Origin of the sequence: Streptococcus sp. 1001283B150225_161107_H12 (assembly GCF_015552665.1) — a bacterium.
Taxonomy (GTDB): Bacteria; Bacillota; Bacilli; order Lactobacillales; family Streptococcaceae; genus Streptococcus.
Map to the genome: position 1 here is coordinate 271,180 of NZ_JADNFC010000002.1, position 25,673 is coordinate 296,852.

The window sequence follows — 25,673 nt, forward strand, 5'->3', positions numbered from 1 at the left end:
CTTTTATGCTGAGGTTAATTTCTTATGGAGGTAAGTACCGAGCTTACGCGCTCCAAAGTTAAAAATCAAAATGAAGATCAACAAGACTGCAGCCGATCCAGCGGATACTTCAATCGCATCTGGAATGGTTCCTTCACTATTGACCTTCCAAATGTGGACCGCTAGGGTTTCTGCTTGACGGAAAATAGAGATCGGACTGGTGACACTAAAGAGGTTCCAGTTGCTCCAATCCAAGGCTGGGGCAGACTGACCAGCAGTATAAATCAAGGCCGCTGCTTCCCCAAAGATCCGCCCAGAAGCTAGTACGACACCCGTAATAATACTTGGCAAGGCTTCAGGTACCACCACGTGAATCACGGTTTCCCAACGAGAAATTCCAAGCGCAAGGCCGGCTTCCCTTTGTGTATGGTGGACATTTTGCAAACTATCTTCAATGTTTCGTGTCATCTGAGGCAGGTTAAAGACCGTCAAGGCCAAGGCCCCAGAAATAATCGAGAAGCCATATTGGAACTGCACTACAAAGACCAAGTAACCAAAGAGACCAACTACGACCGATGGGAGAGAAGACAAGATCTCAATACAGGTCCGAACCAAATTGGTCAATGGGCCCTTCTTGGCATACTCTGACAAGTAGATCCCTGCCCCTAATGAAAGTGGGAAGGAAATAATCAAGGTAATGACTAAGAGGAAGAAGGAATTATAGAGCTGAATCCCAATTCCTCCCCCTGCTTGGTAAGAAGAGGATTTACTAGTCAAGAAGGTCCAAGACACATGCGGCAACCCTCTAACCAGGATATAGAGAATCAAAGAAGCAAGAATAGTGACAATAATTCCAGCAATTGCATAGAGAACCCCTGTCGCTATCTTATCTATTTTTTTAGCGTGCATAGTTCTTCTTACCTCTTTCTTTCGTGATCAATTTGATAACGCTGTTGAATGCCAAACTCATCAGCAAGAGCACCAAGGCAAGTGACCAGAGAACGTTGTTGTTAACTGTTCCCATAACCGTATTTCCGATACCCATGGTCAAGATAGAGGTCAAGGTGGAAGCTGGGGTTGTTAAAGAATTTGGAACAACCGCTGAGTTTCCGACCACCATCTGAATAGCCAAGGCTTCACCGAAGGCACGGGCCATTCCAAAGACAACTGCTGTAAAAATACCTGAGCGTGCCGCCTTTAAGGTGACATGCCAAATCGTTTGCCAACGAGTCGCTCCCATAGCCATACTCGCTTCCCGATAGTGACGAGGCACTGCCCGTAAGCTGTCTGTTGTCATAAAGGTCACAGTTGGAAGAATCATGACAAAGAGGACAAAGACCCCTGACAAGATCCCAAATCCTGTCCCACCAAAGATGGAACGAACAAATGGAACCACCACTTGCAAACCAATAAATCCGTATACAACAGAAGGAATCCCTACCAACAATTCGATGGCTGGTTGTAAGAGGCGAGCTCCCTTAGGAGAAACTTCTGTCATAAAGACTGCCGCACCAATGGCAAAAGGTGTCGCCACCAAGGCTGACAAAAGGGTTACAATGAAGGAACCCAAGATCATTGGCAAAGCCCCAAATTCTTTTCCTGATGGATTCCATGTGGATCCGAAAAGGAAACTAAAGACATTGACCTTGTTGACAAAGAAGGTCGATAATCCCTTTTGGGCTACAAAAATCAAAATCAAAGCTACGACAAAGACAATCAAACTCATACAGCAGAAAGTAATGGTTTTACCAAATTTTTCCAACCGAGAATTATTGGACTTTGCGAGCATTTTTTTTGCTACTTCGTTCATGTTTTACCTAATTCTTCTTATTTCTTCGTAATGTTACCGTCAAGATCACGGCTGACTTTCATATCATTGATTGGGATATAACCCATCTTACCAACGATTTCCTGCTGGACCTCATCAGTCATCATGTAATCCAAGAATTTCTTAGCCAATTTACTTGGCTCCCCCTTGGTATACATATGTTCGTAAGACCAGATTGGCCAGTTATTGTTCACCACGTTTTCCTTAGTTGGTTCATAGCCATTTAACTTCATGGTTTTAACACTATCATCCACGTAGGTAAAGGCCAAATAAGAAATGGCACCTGGAGTCTGGGAAACAATGTTTTTCACCATTCCATTGGAATCTTGTTCCTGAGCCTGTTTTGGGTCTTTCCCATTCATGATGATATCATCAAACACAGCACGGCTACCAGATCCTACAGCCCGGTTCACAATGGTAATTTCCAGATCCTCACCACCCAATTGCTTCCAGTTGGTATATTCACCAGTAAAAATCTTACGCAATTGTTCGGTTGTCAAATCGTCTACAGAAATATTCTTATTGGCAATGATAGCTGTTCCCGCTACTGCCACTTGATGGTCTACCAAGCTAGAAGCATCGATGCCATCTTTTTCCTCTGCAAAGAGGTCACTATTTCCAATGTCGACAGCTCCTGATTGGACCTGAGACAGACCTGTACCAGATCCACCCCCTTGGACATTGACAATCTTACCGGGATGCTCTTCAATATAACGATCTACTACCCCTTCAACCAAGGGTTGTAGAGCTGTCGATCCAACAGCTGTAATCGCTTCTCCACGGTCAATCCAAGATGCACAGGCAGATAGAGAAGCTGCAAGTGCTACTGTTACTAGCCCAAGGACTAGCTTTTTGCATTTATTCAATGTAAGTCTCCTTGAATCATAATCAAATATCGTTTAAATTTTATCTCTAAACACTTGGTCATCTTCTAGTATTCTAGCAAGAATCACTCTATTTCCACTATAACATAGAAAGACCGCATTTCCTAATAATTTATCTAAATCTCAGGCCTTTTGGAAAGAAATTTTTCAAGGTACGGCCCGTTACTTTAGCAAAGCCTAAACCATTGCCTCCAGCTAAGACTTGATACCATCCATTGGTATAGTCCCGCTCCAGTTGAATGGTCTCCCCAGCTACGTACTTGATGAAGTCTTGATCTGATAAGCTGACCGCTTTCTTCACTTGCTCTGGCTTCAGAGCTAGGCCTAAGGCAAAGCTAGGTTCAAAGCGATTTTTCTTGAAGGTTCCAAGGTGCAAGCCATTGCGAGCAATCTTGACCTTTTTCAAATCAGGAAGTCCAACCGGCAATAGATAAAGCTGATCTCCAAAACATTGGTAGAGGCCCTCCAAGTCCATGGCCAAGCAGTCCTTGGCAAAAGCTTGCCACAACTTTTTCTGCTCAGCCGTTAGATTGGAACGGCCTTCCTTGATCTTCTTGACTTCAGGCTCTCCCTGATAATGGAATTTAGCAACAAATTGCCCTTCCCCTTTGAAACGATGAGGGTACATCCGAGCTGTTTCAGGATGGCCGATCCCTTCTACCATGCCATTGATTTTTTCAATCGGTAGCAATTCCAGCTCATATTCGTCTAAGAGCCAAGAGACAATTTCTTCGTTTTCTTCTGGTGCCCAGGTACAAGTCGAATAAACCAGCTGCCCCCCTGGTGCAAGCATCTTGAGGGCATCTGTTAAGATTTCTCTCTGGAGACCAGCACATTGGGCTGGATAATCAGGATGCCAATAGTCCATAGCATCTGGCTGCTTTCGAAACATTCCTTCACCAGAGCATGGTGCGTCCAAAACAATCAAATCAAAATAGGCTGGGAAAACCTTAGCCAAGCGATTGGCTGATTCATTGGTCACCACGACATTACGGGCTCCAAAGCGTTCGACATTCTCGACCAGAATCTTGGAGCGCCCCTTGTGGATTTCATTGGAAACAAGGAGTCCTTGATTGTCTAAATAAGAGAGCAAGTGGGTTGTCTTGCCACCCGGTGCTGCCGCAAGATCCAAGACCTTCATACCTGGTTTTGGATGGGCTACTTGGGCTACCATTTGGGCAGCCGGTTCTTGCGAATAGACCAGTCCAGTGACATGGGCAATCGATTTACCCGACACCTTGCCATAGTAACTCCAAGGCATGCCTGGAATAGGGTCATCTCCACTGATTTGCTCCGCCTTTAATGGATTAGTCCGATAGGCAGATACGGCCGGCTCGTCAAAGGTTTGAAAGAAGGCCTCAGCCTCCTCTCCAAGTAGTTGATCATATTTTTCTTTAAATCCTTGAGGAAAGGTCATGCGTGTGTTCCTTTCGTCAAAAAAGGTTGAATCTCATCTAATTTACAAGTTGGCACCATCATGATGGGCTCCAAGGTCTCATAGTTGGGTTCTTTTCCTTCTAGAGTCAAAACAGAGTAACCTAGGCACTCGCCCATGATGGCTGCTGCTGCATAGTCCCATGGCCAGATATAGCTGAAGTAGCCTAAAATACCACCGGATAAAATCTTGGTAAAGCTGATACCAGCACTCCCATAAACCCGAATTCCTAAGCATTCTGCCCCCAGATCCGCCATGCCCCAAGCGTTGGACTTGAGCATACCAACATTGGAAGCCACTAATAAATCACTAAGGGGACGATTTTGAAAGGGTTGCAGTTCTTGCTCATTACAAAAGACTCCAAAATCCTTTCCACCAAAAAAGAGATGATCCCGCATGACATCATAAATCAAGCCAAACTGGCCAATCCCTTCTTCAAAATAAGCAACCATAACAGCAAAGTCTTCTTTTTGGGTCACAAAATTATTGGTCCCATCAATGGGATCAATCACCCAGACCTTACCGGAACAAATAGGTGCACGAAGGTCATCCTCTTCGGCAAAAATGTGGTCTTCTGGATAGGCTTCTAAAATCTTGCCAACCAGGGTTGCTTGCACTTCTTGGTCCATTTGAGTCACCAAATCCGTCGGATTTGTTTTGACTGTGATTGCTAGCTGGTCATGCAGGTGTTCTCTAAGATAGCTTCCTGCTTCTTTGACAATGGTCTTAGCAAATTCTAATTTATTGATCAATCGAAAACCATCCTTCCCCTTTTTCTTTCGCAACTTTGGTTGCACGATAAAGTGAGTAGCCGCTGACCTCTTCAAATTCTTTGCCCAGACGCTTTTCTTCGCCAATACTTGGGACAACTTTCTTAAAGGCCTTATAGGCTTCTAGGTAGATGCGGGCATCTGCCTTTTGTTCGTAGGCTTGTTCAACCTGATTAAAAAAAGAAAGCACCGAAGCAAGCTCTTCAGTGCTCCACGATAAATCGAGTGGGTAACTATAATTCTTATTCATATTAATGGATCTCCGCTCTTAATGTAGCAGATCTTAACTCTTCCTTACGATATCCTCGAGGGAGAAATGCACGGATTTCATCCTCATTAAAACCAATTTGCATCCGTTTCTTATCTAGAATAATTGGGCGACGCAAAAGACTAGGATTTTCCTCAATCAACTTGATCAAAGCAGAAATCGATAAATCCTCTACATCAACATTTAGCTTCTGAAAAATTTTAGAACGAGTTGAAATAATATCGTCTGTACCGTTCTCAGTTAGAGCTAAAATATTACGCAACTCCTCAGTTGTTAAAGGACTCGTCATAATATTGTGTTCCTTAAAAGGAACCTCATGTTTTTCTAACCAAGCCCGGGCCTTCCGGCAAGATGTACAACTCGGAGACAAAAATAATGTAATCATGTTCTTCTCTTCTTTTTTTGGACACACTTAGCTGACTCTATTATACAAAATTATTCCGCGCTTGCATAGTGATTTTTTAATTTAGACAAAGAAAATTCTCCCCTTAAGGGAGAATTTCTAACAAAAATTATCTGGTCCATTGACGAGCCAGGATCTCGTCCTGATGCAGTTGCTCGACGAGGGCTTCTACACTGTCAAATTTGACCATTTCTCGAATCTTGTCTAACCAAAAAATCCGAATCGTATGTCCATAAATATCTTTTGAAAAATCAAAGATATTGGCTTCAAAGCGAAGTTCCGTCCCATCAAAGGTCGAGTTTTTCCCTACAGAGGCCATCCCCCGGTGACGTTTTCCTAGCACTTCTACTTCGACGACATAAACACCATCTTGAGGGAGATGGGTGCGATCGATAGGCGCCAGATTGGCTGTTGGAAAACCAATGGTGCGACCCCGTGCATCCCCATGGACTACAATGCCACGACTGGATAAGGGATAGCCTAAAAGATCAGCTGCTTCTTTAACCTGGCCGGATGCAATCGCCTGCCGAATACGGGTCGAGCTGATTTTTTCTCCCTGGTCTAGGACAGGTGGAACGACGATGACTTGACCCTTAAAATAGGTTTCTAGATCACTAGCAACTTTCCTGTCGCTACCAAAGCTATAATCAAAGCCTGCCACTAAGACACGCGCCCGAAGTGCAGTTAGGTAGGCCGCAACGAATTCTTGGGCCGTATGAGCCGCAAAATCACTGGTAAAATCGATAAGATATAGATCATCGACTCCCAGTTCTTCCATTCGTTTAAAGCGCTCCTCTGGGTTTTGGAGGTGGAGGAGTAGTTCTGGTTGGTAACGGGCAAAAGCCAGCTTTGGAGATTCTGGAAAGGTCAAAACAGCTACTCGAAGTCCTTGATCATCAGCAATGGTACGAGCTGTCCGAAAGAGCTCCTGATGTCCTCGATGGAGACCGTCAAAATAGCCCAAGACAAGAACAGTATCTGCTTGAGCTTTTATTTCTTTTTCACTAGTTACATAACAAATGTTCATAAATTTATTGTAACACACTTTCTGTCAGAAAAACCTTGCGAGGTTTGTAAAGTTCTTCCCTTTTTTCCATAATGGCTACCAATTTCCCTTGGTAAAACGCAGCTAACTCTCTGGCTTCGCTCTCAACTGGAATAAAGCGTCCCACTTGGACTTCGCCAACTTCTTCAACTGTCAGCTCTACTTTTTCCAGATCCCCGGTACCAATCTCAAGTGGATGAAGGAAGCTCAAATCTCCTTGCCCTACTTTTTCAGCTACTTCTTCTAAGGTCAGGGCATCATCCAGTGACAAACCGGCAGCACTGGTTCGGGTCAGATGAGACATATGGGCTGCATAACCCAACTTTTGACCCAATTCCACCGACAAGGTCCGGATATAGGTCCCCTTGCTGCATTTGACCCTGAAGCGAAAACGGGCTAGTCCTTCCTCGTAGCTAATCTCACCGATGCGCGTAAAGTCATAAATCGTCACCTGTCGGACAGGGCGTTCCACTACTTCTCCTGCCCGCGCATATTCATAGAGCTTACGTCCGTTGACCTTGACTGCTGAGTACATAGGCGGTATCTGCTCCATTTCTCCCACCATCTGGGCAATCATGCGGTCCACCTCTGTTGCATCTAAAGGGGCTTCCACTGGGGTCCGCTCTACGACTTCCCCACTAGCATCCTCGGTCGTTGTTGAATATCCCAGAGTGATTTCCCCCTCGTAGACCTTCCCCTCATCCTGCATGAACTCTACCATGCGAGTCGCCTTTCCCACAGCAATAGGTAAAACACCCACAACCTCCGGATCCAAGGTCCCACCATGACCGATTTTTTTAGTTCCTAAAATCTTACGTAGCTTAAAAACCGCATCATGCGAGGTCATGCCTGCTTCTTTTTTTAAGTTGATAATACCGTTCATGTCTTGCTTTCTATTTTCCTCTCTTCAGTTGTGGTCAATAAAGTTATATTAACTCGTTCCAGTATCATTTAAACCATTCTCTCATGCCTTTGATCAAGCTATTGGCACTTTTTTAAGATTTCTTTTAATGTAGCATCAATAATAAATCTATAGGTAAATACCCTACTATTCATCTCTATTTCTCCAATTCTTTATGATATTATAAATAGAATGTATCAGTAGTAATACTATAAATAAGAACCAAGAGCGTAATGATACCAAACTGATAACCACAACAAGCAAAGCTGATAAAAAATAGATGATAAACGCCTCTAATTTAGAAGGTTTTCTAGCCTCTGGAAGCATATCTAAATGTTCCTTCGTTAGAGCTGAGCGATCACTGAATTGATAAAAGTAACGATATCTTGCAGATAAAGAATCAATATCTAAAAAGTCATATCCCCTAATATAATCAACTATATAAAACATCAGTAAACTGTCAATTTCGTCAATATTTTCAGTATAGAGAGAAAAGTTTCTCTTTCCAGCAATTGCAATATTACTTGCAGCATAAACGGCAATCGGAATGCCAGCTTTTGTGACAGGTAAAATATCTCCTTTACTACCTGAACCTACACACCTCATTTCATAGTTATTTAAATTGAATTGAAAAACTCCATGCCAGTATGCTTGTTCCCATAAATGTTCAAATCTTTTTTCTTCATAATATATCAAATCCTTATTTAACCCTCTTGCGACTATTCTTTTCTTTTTAGAAATATATTCTGATTCTTTCAAGACAAGAATTTCTACATCTTTTGCATATAGACGATAACCTTCCTCTTCTTGAACGATTTCAATTCTTTCAGTCCAATGTTCATCATCAGGTAATTTTGACTCAAGGATAAATCCTTCTGAGTTTCCACGTAATTTTAATTGTATTTCCATGTTTTACCCCACTATTGATAAGCTCAATCCAAATGGTCCTAGTTTCATTTTTGCCTCTGCTTTTTAGTATCTGAACAATGATTAACAATCATGACAGGTTCCACACCTTCTCTCACTCGAACAACACTCCCAATCGGTAAAGTAGTACGTTCTGACATCAGTTTTCAACTTCTAAACATCTCTGAGCTTCCTGAACATAAAAGAGTTCTGGATTTTCATGAGCTATGCTTTCAAACAAACTACGGGCACGAGTTTCGTCTCCTTTTAACTGAGCATTAAGGGCTCCGTAATAAGAGAACATGATTCGAGCTAGCTTATTTTCAGGTTCGGTGGTGTCGAAGTAGTCGTTCACTTCTTGATTAAACACGATATCCTTTATGGCATGGGCTTGAGCAACGAGTTTTGCCTTACCGTCTTTCGCATCTGGCGCCTTGAACAACTGCAATCGGAAGCACTCCCACCACATCAGGATCTAGCGTTCCCCCATGGCCAATCTTCTTGGTACCTAGGATTTTTCGCAGTTTAAAGACCACATCATGCGAAGTCATTCCCGCTTCTTTTTTTACATTGGTAATTCCGTCCATCTGATTTGCTCTTTCTAACTCATGTGTGACCACCCTAGTCACCGACCCTTTATTATACCATGAAACGAGACTTCTTGTCCCTCTTTCCCACTTCCCATGAGCTTCCAAAAAAACCCGTAGCAGATTTCAGACTTTTTAAAATGGGTTTGATACAATAGAAAGCGAAAGAAGGTGTAACATATGTTAATGTATGATGTTATTGTTATTGGATTTGGTAAAGCTGGTAAAACACTCGCAGCGAAATTATCAAGCCAAGGAAAAAAAGTCGCTCTGATTGAAAAGAGCAAGTCTATGTATGGTGGTACTTGTATCAATATCGCTTGTATTCCAACTAAGACCTTAATCGTCGCAGCAGAAAAAGGCTTGGATTTTGAACAAGCTATGAGCGAAAAAAATGCGGTCACTACTCGTCTCAATGGCAAGAACTACGCAACGATTGCTGGAACAGGTGTAGACATCATCGATGCGACAGCTCGTTTCCTTTCCAACAAGGTCATCGAAATTCAAGCTGGAGATGAAAAGGAAGAATTGACAGCTGAAACCATTATTATTAATACTGGTGCTGTGCCAACTATCCTTCCGATCCCAGGATTAGCTGAAAGTAAATTTGCTGTGGATTCAACCGGTATTCAACGTTTGGAAAACCTACCTAAACGCCTCGGTGTCCTTGGTGGTGGACCAATCGGATTGGAATTTGCTCATCTCTACAATACCTTGGGTAGCCAAGTAACAGTATTGGATGCTGCGGACACGTTCTTGCCACGGATCGAGCCAAGCATCGCAGCTCTTGCAAAAGGCTACCTGGAAGAAGATGGTATTCAATTCTTGCAAGGCGTTCATACCCAAGAAATCAAAGATGGTGACCATAGCTTAACGGTTGTCACAGATAAGGGAGACTTCGATTTCGATATCCTTCTCTTCGCAACAGGTCGTAAGCCAAACACAGCTGGACTTGGTCTTGAAAACACAGATATCCAAGTCACTGATCGTGGAGCGATCCAAGTCAACAGCCATTTGGAAACCAGCGTTCCTGGCGTCTTTGCAGTTGGCGATGTCAATGGTGGCCCTCAATTCACCTACATGTCACTCGATGACTTCCGCATTGTCTTCAACTACCTTACAGGCGATGGTAGCTACAATCTTGAAACTCGTAGAAATTATGCGACAACACTCTTTATTGCTCCTCCACTTGCCCAAGTCGGCTTGACCGAGCAAGAAGCACGTGACAAAGGACTTCCAGTTGCTGTTAAAGAATTGCCAGTTGCTGCTATGCCACGCGGACACGTCAATGCAGACCTTCGAGGTGCTTTCAAAGCCGTGGTCAACCCAGAAACTAAAGAAATTCTTGGAGTGACGCTCTTTGGAGAAGCTGCAGGCGAACTTATCAACCTAATCACCATGGCCATGGACAACAAGATCCCTTATACTTACATCGCAAAACAAATCTTTACCCACCCAACCATGGCAGAAAACCTAAACGATCTCTTTGCGATTTAACTAACATAAAAAGCTGGAAAATATTCCAGCTTTTTTAGTTTACGAATCCACAGACAGCCTCTTGAAATGCTTTATTTTCTTCATACAGAGCATGCCCAGAATGCTTTAGAATAAGGAGCTGACAATCCGAAATCGCTTTTGCCAGTTCCTTAGATCCGTCCACACCAATCACATCATCTTCAAGAGTACCAAGAACCAAGGTCGGACATTGAATTTCTTTTAAGACCTCAAGGCTATCATGAGTAAGGCAAGACTGAGACTGAATGGCAATTCGTTTCTCATCCTTCATTCGTCCCAAGCGACCCATGATATTATAAAGCAACCGCCACTTTTGATAACTCTTTTGCGTGTAGGAATGCTTTGCAATATCCAGCATGAGATGCTTAAAATTTCCAGATTGACTAAGTTTTTGCCAATGCTCAATTCGTTCTCTAGCAAGTTGACTAGGTTTTGCAGTGGTCACGGCTAAGATGAGCTTTTGAACCTTTTCAGGGAAATCCGCCACCAACCATTGGGCAATCATTCCACCTTGTGAAATCCCCATGACATAGGCGGTATCTAGGTTTAGTGTCTCCATTGCTTCTGCTACATCTGCTGCCATATCTCGCGTCGTATAGCCCCGTCTCAGCTCATTGATTCGAGAAAAAACATAGATTTTATAGCGCTTAGCAAGTAGACGATAAGAGAGGGAAAAGAGCTGGGCCTTTCCTTTAACGGTCTGAAGCCCATCCCCCAAGCCTGGTATGATCACTAATGGTTGCTTACCTTTACCAAATGTCACATAGTCCATGGTTTTCCCATTCATGGACAAGGTAGCGTTCTTAGCTGAATACAAAGATTATTCTCCTTTCAGAGCATCAAACTTGGCCTTCATGGTTGGATTCTTCCGAGTCAATTTTTTAACGGAAACAGCATCCAGCTTATTATTTGCAAAGTGAAGTTGTTTTTTTGATTTCATCAATAAATCTCTTACTTTTTCCATACTATTAATTGTATTATCGATTTGATCAATGGCTTTGCTAAAGTGGTCAGAAGCTAAATTATAGTTCTTAGCGAAAGCCACCTTAAATGCATCCAAATCTTCCTCAAAATGAGTAATATCAATATTTTGTTCACGAATGAGAGCTAACTCCTGTTTGTATTTTAGGGAATTAAGGGCAGCGTTGCGCAAGAGCCCAATGATCTGGATAAAGAACTGAGGACGGACGACATACATCTTTTCATACACATGGCTAACATCGACAATGCCTGTATTAAAGGAGTTGTCATCAGCTTCAAGCATACTTACCAAAACTGCATACTCACAGTTTTTTTCTCGTCTGTCCTTATCCAACTCCTTGTAGAAATCGGCATTCTTATGTTTACTTTTTGTGCCATCGGCTTCATTTTTCATCTCAAACATGATGGAAATAAATTCTAGGCCATTTTCATCAAAATCACGGAAGATAAAGTCCCCTTTAGAGCCACGTTCAGAAACCTTGTTGTCCTTTTCAAAGTAAGCATTTGGAAAGGCAAAACTACGTACCTTGTTGAACTCACTTTCCGCATATCTTTCTAAACTTTCTCCGATTTCTTTGGTCGATTGTTGAGCCTTGAAATTCTTGTACAGTTCAACTTGCTCATTAGCCAATCTTAACTCAGTCTTATATTCTCGTTCAACTGAAGCTAAGTTCAGTTCGTTTTCCTTCTCTTGAAGAAGTAATTGATGCTGCAGTTCTTTCCGTTCACTCTCTATACTAGAAAGAGCTTTTTGCAGTTGATTCTCATGCTCCAAGCGCAAAGTGGCTAACTGATTCTCCAGTGCTTGCACTTCTTTTTCTTTCTCTAGCAGGCTTTGGCTAGCCGTTTGCTCCACCTCTTTTTTGGCCAATTCTTTTTCGGTATCAAACTGTTGAATCTGGTTTTGTAACTGAGCAATTTCTTGATCCTTCTTTGCTAACTTCTCTTGCTGCTCATTAAGGGCCTTTTGCTCTGCTAAAGCCAACTCTTGCCGAATTCGCTCATGAATTTCCTTGTCAAACTCTGCTGTCCGTACCTGTGACAAGAGTTCGCTGTATTGACTTTCATTGACTGTAAAGACTTCCCCACAGTTGGGACACTTGATTTCGTTCATAGTATGCCTCTTTCTCTATTCTTAGTATATTATATCATGCCACCAGTAAAATCAAAACCAACAAACGAAGCTTGCTGGTTTTAAGTAAATATTCATTCTTTTATAGAGACTTTCCTTAGGTGAGGACGGACGGTAGCGACTCCCTTTGGGATTCCATACCTTAGATTTGAGCCTTTCGTCTCAAATCTACCGAGCACCAGAAACTAATGCGTTTCTGATGCTTTCCTCACGGCGAAAAGTCTCAATCTATTTTGCACTAGTTCCAAAATATTTTTTTCAATAGTCTCATTCAGTAATAACTTTAGATTTCTGAAAAGATGTTGCTTATTTATAATCTGAAACAGTGGACTTAGCTTACTGGCTTTAGTTTATTTCTTCTCAATCGGCGCGACACTGGCCAAGAGTTTTTTGAGACCCACTTCTGGGAAGTTGATCTTGAGTTCTTGGGTACTACCACTACCAGATACTTCAAGCACGGTTCCTTCGCCCCACTTCTTGTGAATGGCAATGTCGCCAATGGCCCATGCGACGCTTTCTTTGGCGCTAGAACGGTTGCTATTGCCAAAGGGGAGGCTTGATGACGTGAGAGCACTTGGGGCTGCTTGTCTCTTGCGCTCTTGAAGGGCTTGTGACAGGCTCATTCCTTTTCCAAAGGTCGTTCCGCCTCCATTGCTATAAGAAGCCTTAAAGCTGGTATTAACTGGACGGGCTAATCCTTGGTAGGTCAATAAATCCGAGCTAATTTCATTGATGAAACGCGTCGGGCGGTTGTAGCTGGTCCGTCCAAAGAGCAAACGTGAGTTAGCATTGGTCAAGAAGAGAACCTTCTCTGCCCGCGTGATCCCTACATAAGCCAAGCGACGCTCTTCTTCCAACTCATCTGGATCCTCAGCCGCACGACTAAGAGGAAAGACATTTTCTTCCATCCCAATCAAGAAGACGACTGGAAACTCCAATCCCTTAGCCGCGTGAAGGGTCATCAAGGTGACTTCTGAAGTTTCTTGGGCCCCATCATCTGTATCGGCAATCAAAGCCAAATCGTTCAAGAAACGACTCAAGGTTTCCACACCTGATTCGTCTTCGACGGTCTCTCCATTTTCATCAAAATTCTTGGTAACAGATAGGAACTCTTGGATATTCTCGATGCGGGCCTGACTTTCCAAATTTCCCTGATTGGTTAGGGCCGTCATATAACCTGTCTTGTCAAGGACTTCTTCGACCAGCTCTGTAATGGTCAGCTGGTCCAATCTTTCTCTCAAATCAAGAATGAGATTGGCAAAGTCCCAGATGGATTGAGCTGCCTTTCCTTTGATGCCAGAGAGCATAATATTGGCTGAAGCATCCAGGAGTGAGGACTCTTGCATTTGGGCAAAGTCGCGAATCTTATCCACTGTACCTGGCCCGATTCCCCGCTTAGGTTCATTGATAATGCGCTCAAAACTGATATTGTCACTGAGGTTGGCAATCAAGTTCAGATAAGCAATGACATCCCGAATTTCCTTCCGGCTGTAGAACTTGGTGCCTCCCACCATGGTGTAGGGAATGTTGGACTTGAGCAGCGCTTCTTCAATGGTCCGTGACTGGGCATTGGTTCGGTAGAGAACAGCAAAATCACGGTGCTTGTAGCCAGCTTCGCGACTGAGCTCTTCAATGGTTTTAGCAACAAAGACTGCTTCATCCTGCTCGTCATTAGCCCGGTAATAGACAATCTCTTCCCCGTTTTCATTTTGAGTCCAAAGATTTTTAGGTCGACGGTTACGATTGTTTTTGATGACATCATTGGCTGCTTGCAAGATCGTCTTAGTCGAGCGGTAATTCTCTTCTAGGAGGACGACCTTGGCATCAGGATAATCCTTCTCAAAGTCCAGGATATTCTGCATATCTGCTCCCCGCCAGCCATAAATAGACTGGTCCGCATCCCCAACGACACAGATATTTTTAAAACGTGAAGCCAAGAGTTTGACCAATTGGTATTGGGCATGGTTTGTATCTTGATACTCGTCTACGTGGATGTATTGAAACTTCTGCTGGTAATAGGTCAGCACATCTGGATGCTGATCAAAAAGACGCAGTGTCAGCATGATCAAATCATCAAAGTCCACTGCTTCTGACTGACGGAGTTCCTTTTGGTAAGCCTCATAACACTTGGCGACGATCTGGGTATACATATCCCCCGCTTGGGCGACGTAGGCCACTTCATCGATCAGGTCATTTTTGGCATTGGAAATAGTCCCCAAGATGGTCCGTTCATTCCATTTTTTAGGATCCAAGTTCAAGGACTTCAAAATCCGCTTCATCAAGGTCCGTTGCTCACCCGGGTCGACAATGGTGAAGTTGCGGTTGTAGCCAATGTGATCCGCATCACGACGGAGGATGCGCACACACATAGAGTGGAAGGTGGCAATCAAGCAATCTTGGGTAGCTGGATTCAACTGATAAGCCCGCTCCTTCATTTCCCGAGCGGCTTTATTGGTAAAGGTAATGGCCAAAATATTCCAAGGATTGACCATTTTTTCATCGATCAAGTAAGCGATGCGGTGGGTCAAGACACGTGTCTTACCAGAACCAGCCCCCGCCATGATCAAGAGGGGACCTTCTGTCGTTTGGACCGCCTCTGCTTGGCGATCATTCATACCATTCAATAAAGGATTCATCTCATACTCCTCATTCATTCAATCGTTCTATTATACCACATTTTCGCCCTTTCTCCTTTTGGAAACAGTTGGCATCATTTGAATTTTGTACTCAAAAAAGCTATAATAAAGCCTTAAGAAGAACGAATATTTCCTCATCAACAACGATCCAAGTTTGTCGCTTAGGAGGAAATCTACAGAAGTCTGGAGGAGGTCTAAGTGAATCGATCACAAAGTAATTTAAAACTAGCCGAACGTGGAGCCCTGATCAGTATTGTCGCCTACCTGATTCTTTCCGCAGCTAAATTAGCAACAGGCCACCTGCTTCACTCCTCCAGTTTGGTCGCTGATGGTTTTAATAACTTATCCGATATTATCAGCAACGTCGCCCTTCTCATTGGCATTCGCTTAGCCCGCCAGCCAGCTGACCGTGACCACCGGTTCGGTCATTGGAAGATCGAAGATCTAGCTAGCCTGGTGACGTCCATCATCATGTTTTATGTGGGCTTCGATGTCCTACGAGATACGGTTCAAAAAATTCTCAGCAGGGAAACAACTGTTATTGATCCTTTAGGAGCCATTGTTGGAGTTGGGTCAGCCCTTGTCATGTTTGCGGTCTATCTTCATAACCGCACTTTAGCCAAGAAAGCCCAATCCAAGGCCCTCAAGGCAGCTGCCAAAGATAACCTCTCTGACGTAGTCACTTCCTTGGGAACTTCTGTTGCGATTGGGGCTAGCGCTCTCAACTACCCCATTATGGACCAATTGGTGGCCATTGTCATCACCTTCTTTATCCTAAAAACCGCCTACGATATTTTCATCGAATCCTCCTTCAGTCTCTCTGATGGTTTTGATGAAAGTCTCCTGGATAAATACAAGGCGGCTATTCTGGAATTGCCAAAGGTCAGCCGGGTCAAATCCCAACGGGGACGGACCTACGGAAGCAATATTTACCTGGATGTTGTCATCGAAATGAATCCTGACCTTTCTGTTTATGAGAGTCATGCCATTACTGAAGAGGTCGAGCGCCTTCTCAAAGAACAATTTGGTGTCTTTGACATCGATGTGCATGTGGAGCCAAGTTCTATCCCAGAAGATGAGATCCTGGACAATGTCCTTCTCAAGTTAAAGACCTACGAAGAACGCCTACAGGCTCAGCAGGAATATTCAACCCTCCTAGCAGACAACTTCACCCTCATTAATGAATTCGGCCAAGAAAGCCACAAAGAGGACCTGGTTCGTTTGCAGGAAGAGCATCAAATTCCCTTTAAGAATTTCGAAATCGAATCCATTAGTCAAAAGACTAAGTTGATTCGCTATGAATTGCATAACCAGATCCATACCAGTCTCTGGCGACGTCACGAACACTGGCAAAAGGTCTTTCACCAAATTACAAGTAAACAGGAAAAATAGATCCCTCTCCCTCAATCTAAACTAGAACAAAAAGCTACTGCAATTCCTTTCTGCAGTAGCTTTTTTGTAAGAAAAAATAGTCCTCATGGACTATTCTTCTTCTTTAATAAAACCAAATTTATTTAGAGGGTACAATCTGAAATCGACAACACCCTCAATCTGATCTGCTTGAATATAACCAAATTCACGACTGTCTTTGGTATTGTTGCGATCATCATTTAGGACTAAGTAACTATTACTAGGTACTTTTCCAGCCTTGGTTCCCTTGAGTTCTCTAGAGAAAAAATCATTTGTAAAATAATCGCCACTTGGGGCAGCCAAATGTTTGGTCTTCATCTTGTCCAAATACGGCTCTGCTGTAGCTACACCATTCAGATAAAAGACATCATCCACATAGCTGACCTCATCGCTCTCTATCGCAATGACACGTCCAAGATATTGTTTCTCTTTTACATGGTAGAGGACCAAGTCCGTTCGATCAATTTTCCCCTTTTTAGTCGCTAATACTAAATCATCTTTCTTAACGGAGGCATTGGCCATTTGATCAGATACCCACAATGGTTGAAAAACAAATAGGCGCAAAGTAATAAGTACCAAGCCCAATATTCCAATGATGATAATATTCCGAATCAAATCCCTTTTCGACATTCCTATCCCCCCTTTCAGCTCATTTCATTATACCATTTTATTAGACAATAAAAAAGGCCCACATTCCCAAATTGTCAGAAAATTGCTCTAAAAAGAAAAACCTTGTCTCCAAGCTTTAAACTTAGAAAACAAGGTTTGTTCATTGATTAGATTAACGGACTGTACGGATACGCATTGTGTTTGTACGAACAGCTTCGCCAAGTGGTACACCTGCAACGATAACGATATCGTCACCAGATTGTACAAGACCTGCTTCTACTGCTTTACGTTCTGCGATTTCGAACATATCGTCAGTTGATGATGGAGCTTCAGTCAACATTGGGATAACACCCCAGTTCAACATCAATCCACGCTCTGTCAATTCGTCAAATGTCAAGGCCAAGATGTCAGCATCTGGACGGTATTTAGAAATCAAACGTGCTGTGTGACCAGTCTTAGTCAATGTTACAATCAATTTGATGTCCATTGAGTTTGTAGCATCTTTAACAGCTGAAGCCATAACTTCTGTCTTAGAGTTACGTTCGAATGAATCTGAGTTCAAACGTCCGTATTCGTTAAGAAGAGTTTGAGCGTTCTTGTCAATAGTTGCCATTGTTGTTACAGACTCAAGTGGGTATTTACCATTTGCAGACTCACCTGAAAGCATAGTAGCGTCAGTTCCGTCGATAACTGCGTTGAAGACGTCAGATACTTCTGAACGAGTTGCACGTGGTTTTTCAGTCATTGTTTCAAGCATGTTTGTTGCAGTGATAACAACTTTACCAGCAGCGTTCACTTTTGTGATAATCATTTTTTGGTAAACTGGAACCATTTCGAATGGTACTTCGATACCCATATCACCACGAGCGATCATGATACCATCAGCAGCTTCAATGATTTCATCCAAGTTATCGATACCTTGTTGGTTTTCGATTTTCGCAAACAATTGAACGTGACCGTTACCAGTTTCTTCACAGATGGCACGAACTTCGTTCACGTCTTTTGCAGTACGTACGAATGAGATCGCGATGAAGTTGATACCTTGTTCCAAACCGAAGCGGATATCAGCGTTATCACGTTCAGCAAGAGCTGGGAAAGGAATTTTTGTGTTAGGGATGTTGACACCTTTTTGTTTAGCGATCACACCGTCGTTTTCAACTTCAACGATGAATTCACGACTTGCATCGTCTTTTTCTACAACACGAAGACCCAATTTACCATCGTCGATCAATACTTGGCGACCAACTTCAACGTCATCGTAGATGTCAAGTGCACCAGCAACGTTCAAGGCAATCACTTCACGAGTTGATTTGATTCCTTGTTTAGTCGCAACACGGATCTTTTCACCAGTTGTATAAGAGTACTCTTTAGCATCGCCTTCGAACAACTCTGTACGGATTTCTGGACCTTTTGTATCAAGAAGGAAACCAACTTTTTTACCAGCGATTTCTTCTGCACGTTTAACTGTTGCCATACGATCACCTTGTTCTTGGTGGTCACCGTGTGAGAAGTTGAAACGGAAAGTGTTTGCTCCAGCTTCGATCAATTTAGCAATGTTTTGTGCTGAAGCTTCAACGTCAAGTTTTTCACCCCAATATCCATCATCACCAAATTTTTTACCACCACGGATTTCTACCGCAGGACCTAAGGTTGCAACGATTTTTACACGTTTGTTCATGATTTCTATGACTCCTTTTAAAATACACTGTCTTTTTAGACAAATTTTAACAAATAAATATTAAATAGAAGATAAGCTACGGTTCAACTCTGCAAGGTTCAAGTCAGCCTTGTGAGGGTTGTTCACTTTGATCTTACCATCTTCAGTTAAGCTAAAGAGGGCACCTTCTTCTGCACTACCAAGAATTGGGTTTTCCACCATTTGTTCATTGCGGATACCAACGGCTACGCCACCGATACCAGCTTTCAGCAACTTAACAGCATGTGCACCCAAACGTGAAGCAAGAACACGGTCACGCGCAGTTGGTGAACCACCACGTTGGATATGTCCAAGTTCTGTTACACGAAGATCACTTGTATCTCCAGCATCTTTCAAGGCTTTACCAAATTCAGCAGCTGACATCACACCTTCAGCAAGAACGATGATGTTGTGTGTACGACCTTTTTCGTAGCCCTTCTTGATACTCTCAACGACATCTTCGATAGCGAAGCCTTCTTCTGGAATGATAATTTCATCCGCACCAGAAGCAATACCAGACCAAAGGGCGATATCCCCTGCGTGACGTCCCATTACCTCGATAACGAAAGTACGGTGGTGACTAGATGAGGTATCGCGGATCTTATCAATCGCGTCCATAACAGTTGTAACTGCTGTATCAAACCCGATTGTAAAATCTGTACCAACGATATCATTATCAATTGTTCCAGGAAGTCCTACAGCTGGGAAACCATGTTCAGTCAAACGCATCGCTCCGTGGTATGATCCATCACCACCGATAACGACAACACCTTCGATTCCATGTTTTTTCAACTGCTCGATTCCTTTTAATTGACCTTCGCGTTCAGCAAATTCAGGATAGCGAGCTGAATGAAGCATTGTTCCACCACGAGAAATAATATCTCCAACTGATGAAGCATCCAATTGATGGATATCACCAGCAACCATACCAGCGTATCCATTATAGATACCAAATACTTCCATTCCTTCAGAAATTGCTTGGCGAACAACTGCACGGATAGCAGCATTCATTCCAGGGGCATCTCCTCCACTGGTTAAAACAGCAATACGTTTCATTTCGATATTTGCTCCTTTTTTTCTTTTACATTCTAAATGATTATAACACAAAGAGGCTCAAATTTCTCCTATTTTCCGTAGATTTTATCGATAAATCGTTTTCATAGCAATACTTGACAGCTCATTTTCTAACTTCTCGTTTTTCTGGACGGAAACTCCTTTTAATTGAATGGTCTTTTTCTCCTCTTCATAGCGAATAACGACAGGATAAGGACCTGGATAAGCTTTTAAAATATCTAAGACTGCCCGGTCCTCTTGGTGATCAAACAATTGAATCCAAAAACGCTGATTGGTGGCTTCTTCTGCTTCCATTAAAACCATCTGAAGACGACCATCTCTAGATTGCACTTTTCCTTTGAGATAGTAATAGCCCTTCTCTTTTATTTTCACACTATACTGGCGATAAGTATCTGGGAAAAGGGTGACATCCATCTTCTTTTGGAGGTCGGAAACTTGTAAAAAGGCCATATTTTCCCCATTTTTTGTTCGGATGGTCCGGATCGATTGGACTTCGACCAGGATAGTAGCCTGTTCTCCTTCGCTTAAAGAGGCGATTGGTCGAGTCGGTTTGCTACTTGCAGCTACAATTTCCACCAGAGGATGTGGGCTAAGACCGACACCAATGACCCTCTGCTCCATTTCATACTTCTCAGCCTTGCTATAATCCTCGGCATCCATCCAGGAATAATTAGCTTGGCCAAATAAGCTACCCAGTTCATCCGCAAAGACAAATAGGTTAGGAAGGTTCTGAAGGACTTTTCTGCGATTCTTTTCAAAGCAGTCAAACAAGCCCAATTCTACCAGTGGCGTTAAGAGAGGAAGTTTGTGATACTGGCTAGGCAAGCGCAAGATAAAATCTTCAATGCTCTCAAAGGGACGTTGGTCAATAATCCAATAGGATAGATCTTTTGGGAGACCTTTGATATTTTTCATTCCTAGATAAATCTTCTGATCTTGGAACTTATCCTTATAAGGAATGGTATTAATGGTCAAAGGAGCTACTTGGAAGTCAAATTGGAGCGCATCAGTCAAGTAATCACTACTAGAGTAGTTGAGCATAATGTCAAAAAAGACATCTGGATAATGGACTTTAAAGTAAGCCAATTGGAAGGCCAAGGCTGAGTAGGCATAGGCATGGGAACGGTTGAAGCCATAGCCAGCAAATTTTTCCATAATGGCAAAGACTTGCTTGGCTTTTTCTGCACTGTGCCCAAGCGCGACAGCCCCCTTGATAAAGTCATCTTCCATTCGATGCATTTCTGCCACGTTCTTTTTCCCCATGGCCCGTCTGAGGATATCGGCTTTTCCTAGACTAAAGCCAGCAAAGGTCTGGGCCACCTGCATGACTTGCTCCTGATAGAGCATGATGCCATATGTTGGTGCTAGAATGCCTTCCAAACTAGGATCAATCATATCGACCTTCTCTTTGCCATGCTTGCGTTTGACGAAATTATCAATATAGTCACTAGCCCCAGGCCGGTTCAAGGAAGTAGTCGCAACAATCTCCTCAAAACAGTTGGGTTGAACCCGTCTTAATAAACGGATAGCTCCTGCTTGCTCAAACTGGAAGATTCCCTTGGTATTTCCCGCAGCAAACAAAGCAATCGTTACCGGATCTTCTAGAGGAATATCCTCAATCTTAATATCCTTTTGATATTTTTCCTTTACTGCTTCCTGCATCCGTTGAGCAAAGGTCAAATTTCGGAGTCCTAAGAAGTCCATCTTGAGCAGACCATTGGCCTCAACACCATGGGCATCATATTGGGTCAGATTCATCTCCTCGCCCATCTTGATCGGGATTTGATTGGTGAGGTCTTCTCCACTCATGACGACACCTGCCGCATGAATCGAGGTCTGACGCGGTTGCCCCTCAATCCTCTTCGCAATTTCAAAACCCTTCCGGTATTCTGGGCGACTTTGGATGGCTTGGCGAAAAGCTACATTCTTTTCATAAGCAGAAGCTAAGGTATCCCGTAATCCAATCCGCTTAGTGAGGTTGGTTAACTCATACTCTGGGGTTCCAAATCTCTTAAAAACATCTCGAATAGCTTGTTTGGCTCCAAAAGTTGAGAAGGTCACAATTTGAGCCACATGAGGACTGCGGTAGCGATTTTTAACATACTGGATAAATTTGGGACGATAGACATCCGGAATATCAATATCAATATCTGGCATGGTATAGCGCTCTAAGTTCAAGAAACGCTCAAAGAGGAGATTGTTCTTAACCGGATCAATCCCTGTGATATCTAAGGCGTAGGCTACTAGACTACCAACTGCTGAGCCACGGCCCATCCCCATATAGTAACCTTGGCTTCGTCCAAACCGTAATAAATCCCAGACAATCAAGAAGTAGTCATCAAAGCCCATCTGATGGATGACAGCTAATTCATGACGCAAACGCTCTTGGTAAACCGTCTGGTCCAGCCCCTTGCTTCTCAAGCCCTCCTCAGCCAACTCACGCAATTCCTCGACTGCAGGTTTCTCTGGATTGAAGCGAGGAAGCTTCAATTGCGTATCAATCTCATAATGAACAGTCGCAAGGGTCTTCTCTAGATAAGAAATACTCTCTGGATAATTATGAGCAAAGGCCCGCTCCAACTCTTCTGGTGGCAGTAACATCATAGAAGTGTCAATAGCTCCCACTTCTTTCAGACTGCAATTATTACGAATGGCATGGAGCATCTGAAGACTCTCCAAATCACTCGTAGAAAAATAGCGGACTGTATGGAGGGGGAAAACAGGACGAGAAAACTGTTTCGCTGGAGTATCTGGAAAGACACCAATCGCAAAGTCTTGGCCCAAGTCTAAATACTCAATCCCTTCAAAATAGGGAACGATGATGGCTAGATCATCCAACAAGTGTTGAAACGCCGACCAGTCAGTTGTCCCCATCATTTTCATGCTGGAAATCTTGATTAAATGTTTATAACCTACGCTACCTAATGCAACCAAACGGATAGACAAAGGACCCGCTGGTAACACGACTTCCAAATCAAGACCTAGGACAGCACCGATACCAGCTTTTTGGCACTCTTCTAAAAACTCGTAGGCCCCATATAAATTATCTATATCCATGAGACCAATTTGTTGGTAACCCATTTCTTTGGCACGCTGAATATAGTCTCGAATAGAGACTAAACTGTCCATAAAGGTATAAACCGATTTTGTGTCCAGTTGTGTAATCACCTTGCACTCCTTTTCGTCCGTTCTTTCCTTCTATTATACAGGAAATCCGCCAAAGAAGACACTCTTACCCATTGCCAATCCTGCCTAACAAAAAAAAACAGATCAACTGATCTGCTTTCCTTTCTCTAACGGAAGACATGGGATTCGAACCCACGCACGCTGTTACACGCCTACCGCGTTTCCAACACGGCCTCTTAAGCCTCTTGAGTAATCTTCCAAACTAGTATCCATTATACGGAAAAGCGCTCCTCCTGTCAACAAAAAATTTAGGAATCGCTCACAAGATATCATTGCTTGATAGATTTTAAAGAAATAAAAAACGACAAGGATTTGTCGTTTGCATATATAAAAATGGAGCCGGTGGGAGTCGAACCCACGTCCAAACATCTGCCAACATATTTGTCTACAACCATAGGTTATGTATTGCTTTAACAGCTCCTCGACACATAACTCAAGCCTAGGAACTGCGAGTCTATTAATCTCTTATCAAACTGCTAGACAAAGTTTGATCGTATCTCGCTATAATTAAGACCTGTCATCAGACACGAGCAATCCGAATCGGGTCACGCCTGCTGGTTTTTAGGCAGCTAGAGCGTAAGAAGTGTTATTTTTTGCAGTTATATTTAACTGAGCGTTTACGTCGCCACACGAGTTGCAAAATATGCCTCATAATGCCTGTCGAATCCGTAACGACCCCAAAATGATATACTCCAGTGTATCATTTTTTGGGTAAAATGGCAAAAGAAAAAGAGGAATTCCTTCCTCTTTCATTCTTATTGCAAGTTCAATTTGAATTTTGTTACATAATGAACGGTAAAGTACATAGCTACAATTTTTACTAGCTCATAGATATAGGCTGGAATAAAGTTAACAACCAAGATATCACTAAGGGTATCAGAAGACATAGTTGCAGTTCTTGAAAGTTCTGAAATAGATATAGAAGGGAACAATCTTCCAATGATACTGAGTACAACCCAAAGGATAAATCCAAAGACGAAGGCCATCACGATACGATTGTTAATGAAGAGCTGACCCAGTGAGATGGCACAGTAGAGCATTAAAATACCTGAAATAGTCGCTAACACTTGAAATAGCAAGCTTTGCCAAATAAGAGATGACCCAATATGTTCGAACACTGGACCAAGCACATCAAAGATATTCTGTTGTTGAGCAAGACCGATCACTCCTAAGAAAATAAGCAAAGAAAGAATCAAGCTAATAAAACAGAAAATACTCCAGATCAAAGCAGATGTTACTTTTACAAGTAAAACAGTATGAGATCCAGTTGGCAATGTCCAGGTCAAATAACCTTCACGACCAAAAATATTGTTATAAAAACGACGAATAATAATAATATAGTTGGTCAAGGTCAAGCCAATGTAACCTGCAAAAATAACCAGGACAATAATTCCCACAATTGTATAAGTTGTATCTGCTGTATAAGTCGCTGCCCCAGTTATAACACTAGAAGCTAATAAACCAGCAAAAATGGAGAGAATAGCAAGCACACCCGAAATAATGAGATACCACTTATAGGTTGCTTTTAATTCATATTTCATTAATTTCCCAAACATAAGAACCTCCTAATACATTCTAAATTGTTCACGGAAGATCTCATCAATCGATTTACCGTATTGGTTGCGAAGAACAGTTGTGTTTTCATGCAACAGAATACGTCCTTGATTGATAAAGAGCGCTTCATCCAAGACTTGTTCAACGTCCGCAATCAAGTGGGTTGAAATCAATACTGATGAGTTTGGACGACGATTTTGAATGATGGTTCTAAGAATGTAATCACGCGCAGCAGGATCCACTCCACCAATAGGTTCATCAAGAATGTACAAATCCGCTTCACGGCTCATGACCAAAATTAATTGAACTTTTTCCTTATTCCCTTTAGAGAGTTGTTTCAATTTTTGCTCTGGGTGCAAGTGTAAATCATTCAACAGTTGATAAGCACGTTGAGCATTGAAATCCTTATAGAAGTCTTGGAAGAAACGAAGGGTTTCTGAAATTTTCATATTCTCATCCAAATACGTTGTATCTGGCAAATAAGAAACGACTTGTTTGGTTTTTGCAGAAGGTACTTGGCCATGGATGTAGACATTACCAGAAGTTGGTTGCAAGAGCCCATTCACTAATTTAATAATGGTAGTTTTCCCACTTCCGTTTGGTCCTAACAAACCAATGATACGACCCGGTTGAATATTGACACTCACATCACCTAAGGCAATATGTTTACCATACACTTTTTGAACATGGTCTAAGTAGACCAAAGGGTACTGATTCATAATCTTCTCCTTAATTTAATAATGATTCTATTATAACCTTACTAAGAAGTGATTGCAAGATATAATCGTAAAAGAAGGTAGAATGTTCGTACTATTTGACATCCAAACCATCTTCACTAAAAAAGAGGAACATCTGCCCCTCCTTTAAAACAATT

The 25,673-nt window shown here is 42.6% G+C and carries 23 protein-coding genes, 1 tRNA gene, 1 other RNA gene and 1 pseudogene; 2 read left to right on the forward strand and 24 right to left on the reverse strand.

All coding sequences use genetic code 11. The annotated features are described in order from the left end of the window. Window positions 1–3: 3 nt before the first annotated feature. From pstA to truB (I2C87_RS04715), 13 genes and pseudogenes are all read right to left on the reverse strand, one after another. On the reverse strand, window positions 4–888 hold the full coding sequence (gene pstA / locus I2C87_RS04660; RefSeq protein ID WP_006596570.1) for a phosphate ABC transporter permease PstA: 885 nt from the start codon (window positions 886–888) through the stop codon (window positions 4–6). Further along, on the reverse strand, window positions 878–1,789 hold the full coding sequence (gene pstC, locus I2C87_RS04665) for a phosphate ABC transporter permease subunit PstC (RefSeq protein WP_048717261.1): 912 nt from the start codon (window positions 1,787–1,789) through the stop codon (window positions 878–880). The genes pstA and pstC overlap by 11 nt, the downstream gene beginning before the upstream one ends. A gap of 17 nt (window positions 1,790–1,806) precedes the next feature. Further along, window positions 1,807–2,673 (reverse strand): phosphate ABC transporter substrate-binding protein PstS family protein, encoded by an 867-nt coding sequence (locus tag I2C87_RS04670; protein WP_195324105.1) that lies wholly within the window; start codon window positions 2,671–2,673, stop codon window positions 1,807–1,809. A 130-nt stretch (window positions 2,674–2,803) separates the two neighbouring features. After that, the gene (locus tag I2C87_RS04675; protein WP_195324106.1) at window positions 2,804–4,108 is read right to left on the reverse strand and encodes an RsmF rRNA methyltransferase first C-terminal domain-containing protein; all 1,305 of its coding nucleotides are present in this window, start codon (window positions 4,106–4,108) and stop codon (window positions 2,804–2,806) included. Continuing rightward, entirely contained in the window at window positions 4,105–4,878 is a 774-nt protein-coding gene (locus I2C87_RS04680; RefSeq protein ID WP_195324107.1) for an inositol monophosphatase family protein, read from the reverse strand. Before I2C87_RS04680 ends, I2C87_RS04675 begins: the two co-directional genes overlap by 4 nt. After that, window positions 4,868–5,146 carry a UPF0223 family protein gene (locus I2C87_RS04685; RefSeq protein WP_023026658.1) on the reverse strand — a complete coding sequence of 93 codons (279 nt, stop codon included), beginning with the start codon at window positions 5,144–5,146 and terminating at the stop codon, window positions 4,868–4,870. Before I2C87_RS04685 ends, I2C87_RS04680 begins: the two co-directional genes overlap by 11 nt. 1 nt (window position 5,147) lies before the next feature. Continuing rightward, window positions 5,148–5,549 carry a Spx/MgsR family RNA polymerase-binding regulatory protein gene (locus I2C87_RS04690; RefSeq protein ID WP_040803090.1) on the reverse strand — a complete coding sequence of 134 codons (402 nt, stop codon included), beginning with the start codon at window positions 5,547–5,549 and terminating at the stop codon, window positions 5,148–5,150. A 127-nt stretch (window positions 5,550–5,676) separates the two neighbouring features. Continuing rightward, complete coding sequence (locus I2C87_RS04695; RefSeq protein WP_195324108.1) at window positions 5,677–6,594, reverse strand: bifunctional riboflavin kinase/FAD synthetase; 918 nt, start codon at window positions 6,592–6,594, stop codon at window positions 5,677–5,679. Window positions 6,595–6,598: 4 nt separating this feature from the next. Beyond that, entirely contained in the window at window positions 6,599–7,495 is an 897-nt protein-coding gene (truB, locus tag I2C87_RS04700; protein WP_120702098.1) for a tRNA pseudouridine(55) synthase TruB, read from the reverse strand. 165 nt (window positions 7,496–7,660) lie between these two features. Continuing rightward, entirely contained in the window at window positions 7,661–8,422 is a 762-nt protein-coding gene (locus I2C87_RS04705; RefSeq protein ID WP_120702099.1) for a hypothetical protein, read from the reverse strand. A gap of 44 nt (window positions 8,423–8,466) precedes the next feature. Then, window positions 8,467–8,580 carry a DUF4176 domain-containing protein gene (locus tag I2C87_RS10155; RefSeq protein WP_324250045.1) on the reverse strand — a complete coding sequence of 38 codons (114 nt, stop codon included), beginning with the start codon at window positions 8,578–8,580 and terminating at the stop codon, window positions 8,467–8,469. After that, window positions 8,580–8,888 (reverse strand): hypothetical protein, encoded by a 309-nt coding sequence (locus I2C87_RS04710; protein ID WP_229046209.1) that lies wholly within the window; start codon window positions 8,886–8,888, stop codon window positions 8,580–8,582. Before I2C87_RS04710 ends, I2C87_RS10155 begins: the two co-directional genes overlap by 1 nt. Continuing rightward, window positions 8,845–9,006 (reverse strand): annotated as a pseudogene (gene truB, locus I2C87_RS04715) (tRNA pseudouridine(55) synthase TruB); the annotation flags it as partial. The pseudogene truB (I2C87_RS04715) and the gene I2C87_RS04710, both read right to left, overlap by 44 nt. A 180-nt stretch (window positions 9,007–9,186) precedes the next feature. On the opposite strand from truB (I2C87_RS04715), the gene I2C87_RS04720 reads away from it, so the two are divergent. Beyond that, complete coding sequence (locus I2C87_RS04720) at window positions 9,187–10,503, forward strand: FAD-containing oxidoreductase (RefSeq protein WP_195324109.1); 1,317 nt, start codon at window positions 9,187–9,189, stop codon at window positions 10,501–10,503. 34 nt (window positions 10,504–10,537) lie between these two features. Here I2C87_RS04720 and I2C87_RS04725 read toward each other — a convergent pair whose 3' ends face one another. The 3 genes from I2C87_RS04725 to pcrA form a co-directional block, all read right to left on the reverse strand. Further along, on the reverse strand, window positions 10,538–11,308 hold the full coding sequence (locus I2C87_RS04725; protein ID WP_195324172.1) for an alpha/beta fold hydrolase: 771 nt from the start codon (window positions 11,306–11,308) through the stop codon (window positions 10,538–10,540). Between the two features lie 33 nt (window positions 11,309–11,341). Continuing rightward, window positions 11,342–12,616, reverse strand: a complete 1,275-nt coding sequence (locus I2C87_RS04730; RefSeq protein ID WP_195324110.1) for a DUF2130 domain-containing protein — start codon at window positions 12,614–12,616, stop codon at window positions 11,342–11,344. A 368-nt stretch (window positions 12,617–12,984) separates the two neighbouring features. Continuing rightward, window positions 12,985–15,270, reverse strand: coding sequence for a DNA helicase PcrA (gene pcrA, locus I2C87_RS04735; RefSeq protein ID WP_154852456.1), 2,286 nt, complete (start codon window positions 15,268–15,270; stop codon window positions 12,985–12,987). Window positions 15,271–15,468: 198 nt separating this feature from the next. Here pcrA and I2C87_RS04740 point away from each other — a divergent pair, with 198 nt between their 5' ends. Continuing rightward, window positions 15,469–16,662: a cation diffusion facilitator family transporter gene (locus I2C87_RS04740; protein WP_195324111.1), complete on the forward strand. Its 1,194-nt coding sequence runs from the start codon at window positions 15,469–15,471 to the stop codon at window positions 16,660–16,662. 90 nt (window positions 16,663–16,752) lie between these two features. On the opposite strand, the gene lepB is transcribed toward I2C87_RS04740, so the two are convergent. The 8 genes from lepB to I2C87_RS04780 all read right to left on the reverse strand — a co-directional run bounded on the left by lepB (window position 16,753) and on the right by I2C87_RS04780 (window position 25,518). Then, window positions 16,753–17,310: a signal peptidase I gene (gene lepB / locus I2C87_RS04745; protein ID WP_006596584.1), complete on the reverse strand. Its 558-nt coding sequence runs from the start codon at window positions 17,308–17,310 to the stop codon at window positions 16,753–16,755. Window positions 17,311–17,461: 151 nt separating this feature from the next. Continuing rightward, window positions 17,462–18,967 (reverse strand): pyruvate kinase, encoded by a 1,506-nt coding sequence (gene pyk, locus I2C87_RS04750; protein WP_195324112.1) that lies wholly within the window; start codon window positions 18,965–18,967, stop codon window positions 17,462–17,464. A 60-nt stretch (window positions 18,968–19,027) separates the two neighbouring features. Next, window positions 19,028–20,041, reverse strand: a complete 1,014-nt coding sequence (pfkA, locus tag I2C87_RS04755) for a 6-phosphofructokinase (RefSeq protein WP_023026651.1) — start codon at window positions 20,039–20,041, stop codon at window positions 19,028–19,030. An 84-nt stretch (window positions 20,042–20,125) separates the two neighbouring features. Further along, window positions 20,126–23,227 carry a DNA polymerase III subunit alpha gene (locus I2C87_RS04760; protein WP_195324113.1) on the reverse strand — a complete coding sequence of 1,034 codons (3,102 nt, stop codon included), beginning with the start codon at window positions 23,225–23,227 and terminating at the stop codon, window positions 20,126–20,128. Between the two features lie 129 nt (window positions 23,228–23,356). After that, a tRNA-Ser gene (locus I2C87_RS04765) sits at window positions 23,357–23,444 on the reverse strand. A gap of 132 nt (window positions 23,445–23,576) precedes the next feature. Then, window positions 23,577–23,924: a transfer-messenger RNA gene (ssrA, locus tag I2C87_RS04770) on the reverse strand. A 76-nt stretch (window positions 23,925–24,000) separates the two neighbouring features. Continuing rightward, window positions 24,001–24,801 carry a hypothetical protein gene (locus tag I2C87_RS04775; protein ID WP_048717241.1) on the reverse strand — a complete coding sequence of 267 codons (801 nt, stop codon included), beginning with the start codon at window positions 24,799–24,801 and terminating at the stop codon, window positions 24,001–24,003. Between the two features lie 9 nt (window positions 24,802–24,810). Then, window positions 24,811–25,518, reverse strand: a complete 708-nt coding sequence (locus I2C87_RS04780) for an ABC transporter ATP-binding protein (RefSeq protein ID WP_006596589.1) — start codon at window positions 25,516–25,518, stop codon at window positions 24,811–24,813. Window positions 25,519–25,673 lie beyond the last annotated feature (155 nt).

Bases quoted from the DNA above. Each gene is read 5' to 3' on its own strand.
- pstA (WP_006596570.1), bottom strand. From the start codon at position 888: ATGCACGCTAAAAAAATAGATAAGATAGCGACAGGGGTTCTCTATGCA.
- pstC (WP_048717261.1), bottom strand. From the start codon at position 1,789: ATGAACGAAGTAGCAAAAAAAATGCTCGCAAAGTCCAATAATTCTCGG.
- I2C87_RS04675 (WP_195324106.1), bottom strand. From the start codon at position 4,108: ATGACCTTTCCTCAAGGATTTAAAGAAAAATATGATCAACTACTTGGA.
- I2C87_RS04685 (WP_023026658.1), bottom strand. From the start codon at position 5,146: ATGAATAAGAATTATAGTTACCCACTCGATTTATCGTGGAGCACTGAA.
- I2C87_RS04690 (WP_040803090.1), bottom strand. From the start codon at position 5,549: ATGATTACATTATTTTTGTCTCCGAGTTGTACATCTTGCCGGAAGGCC.
- I2C87_RS04695 (WP_195324108.1), bottom strand. From the start codon at position 6,594: ATGAACATTTGTTATGTAACTAGTGAAAAAGAAATAAAAGCTCAAGCA.
- truB (WP_120702098.1), bottom strand. From the start codon at position 7,495: ATGAACGGTATTATCAACTTAAAAAAAGAAGCAGGCATGACCTCGCAT.
- I2C87_RS04705 (WP_120702099.1), bottom strand. From the start codon at position 8,422: ATGGAAATACAATTAAAATTACGTGGAAACTCAGAAGGATTTATCCTT.
- I2C87_RS10155 (WP_324250045.1), bottom strand. From the start codon at position 8,580: ATGTCAGAACGTACTACTTTACCGATTGGGAGTGTTGTTCGAGTGAGA.
- I2C87_RS04710 (WP_229046209.1), bottom strand. From the start codon at position 8,888: ATGTGGTGGGAGTGCTTCCGATTGCAGTTGTTCAAGGCGCCAGATGCG.
- I2C87_RS04720 (WP_195324109.1), top strand. From the start codon at position 9,187: ATGTTAATGTATGATGTTATTGTTATTGGATTTGGTAAAGCTGGTAAA.
- I2C87_RS04725 (WP_195324172.1), bottom strand. From the start codon at position 11,308: ATGAATGGGAAAACCATGGACTATGTGACATTTGGTAAAGGTAAGCAA.
- I2C87_RS04730 (WP_195324110.1), bottom strand. From the start codon at position 12,616: ATGAACGAAATCAAGTGTCCCAACTGTGGGGAAGTCTTTACAGTCAAT.
- pcrA (WP_154852456.1), bottom strand. From the start codon at position 15,270: ATGAATCCTTTATTGAATGGTATGAATGATCGCCAAGCAGAGGCGGTC.
- lepB (WP_006596584.1), bottom strand. From the start codon at position 17,310: ATGTCGAAAAGGGATTTGATTCGGAATATTATCATCATTGGAATATTG.
- pyk (WP_195324112.1), bottom strand. From the start codon at position 18,967: ATGAACAAACGTGTAAAAATCGTTGCAACCTTAGGTCCTGCGGTAGAA.
- pfkA (WP_023026651.1), bottom strand. From the start codon at position 20,041: ATGAAACGTATTGCTGTTTTAACCAGTGGAGGAGATGCCCCTGGAATG.
- I2C87_RS04775 (WP_048717241.1), bottom strand. From the start codon at position 24,801: ATGTTTGGGAAATTAATGAAATATGAATTAAAAGCAACCTATAAGTGG.
- I2C87_RS04780 (WP_006596589.1), bottom strand. From the start codon at position 25,518: ATGAATCAGTACCCTTTGGTCTACTTAGACCATGTTCAAAAAGTGTAT.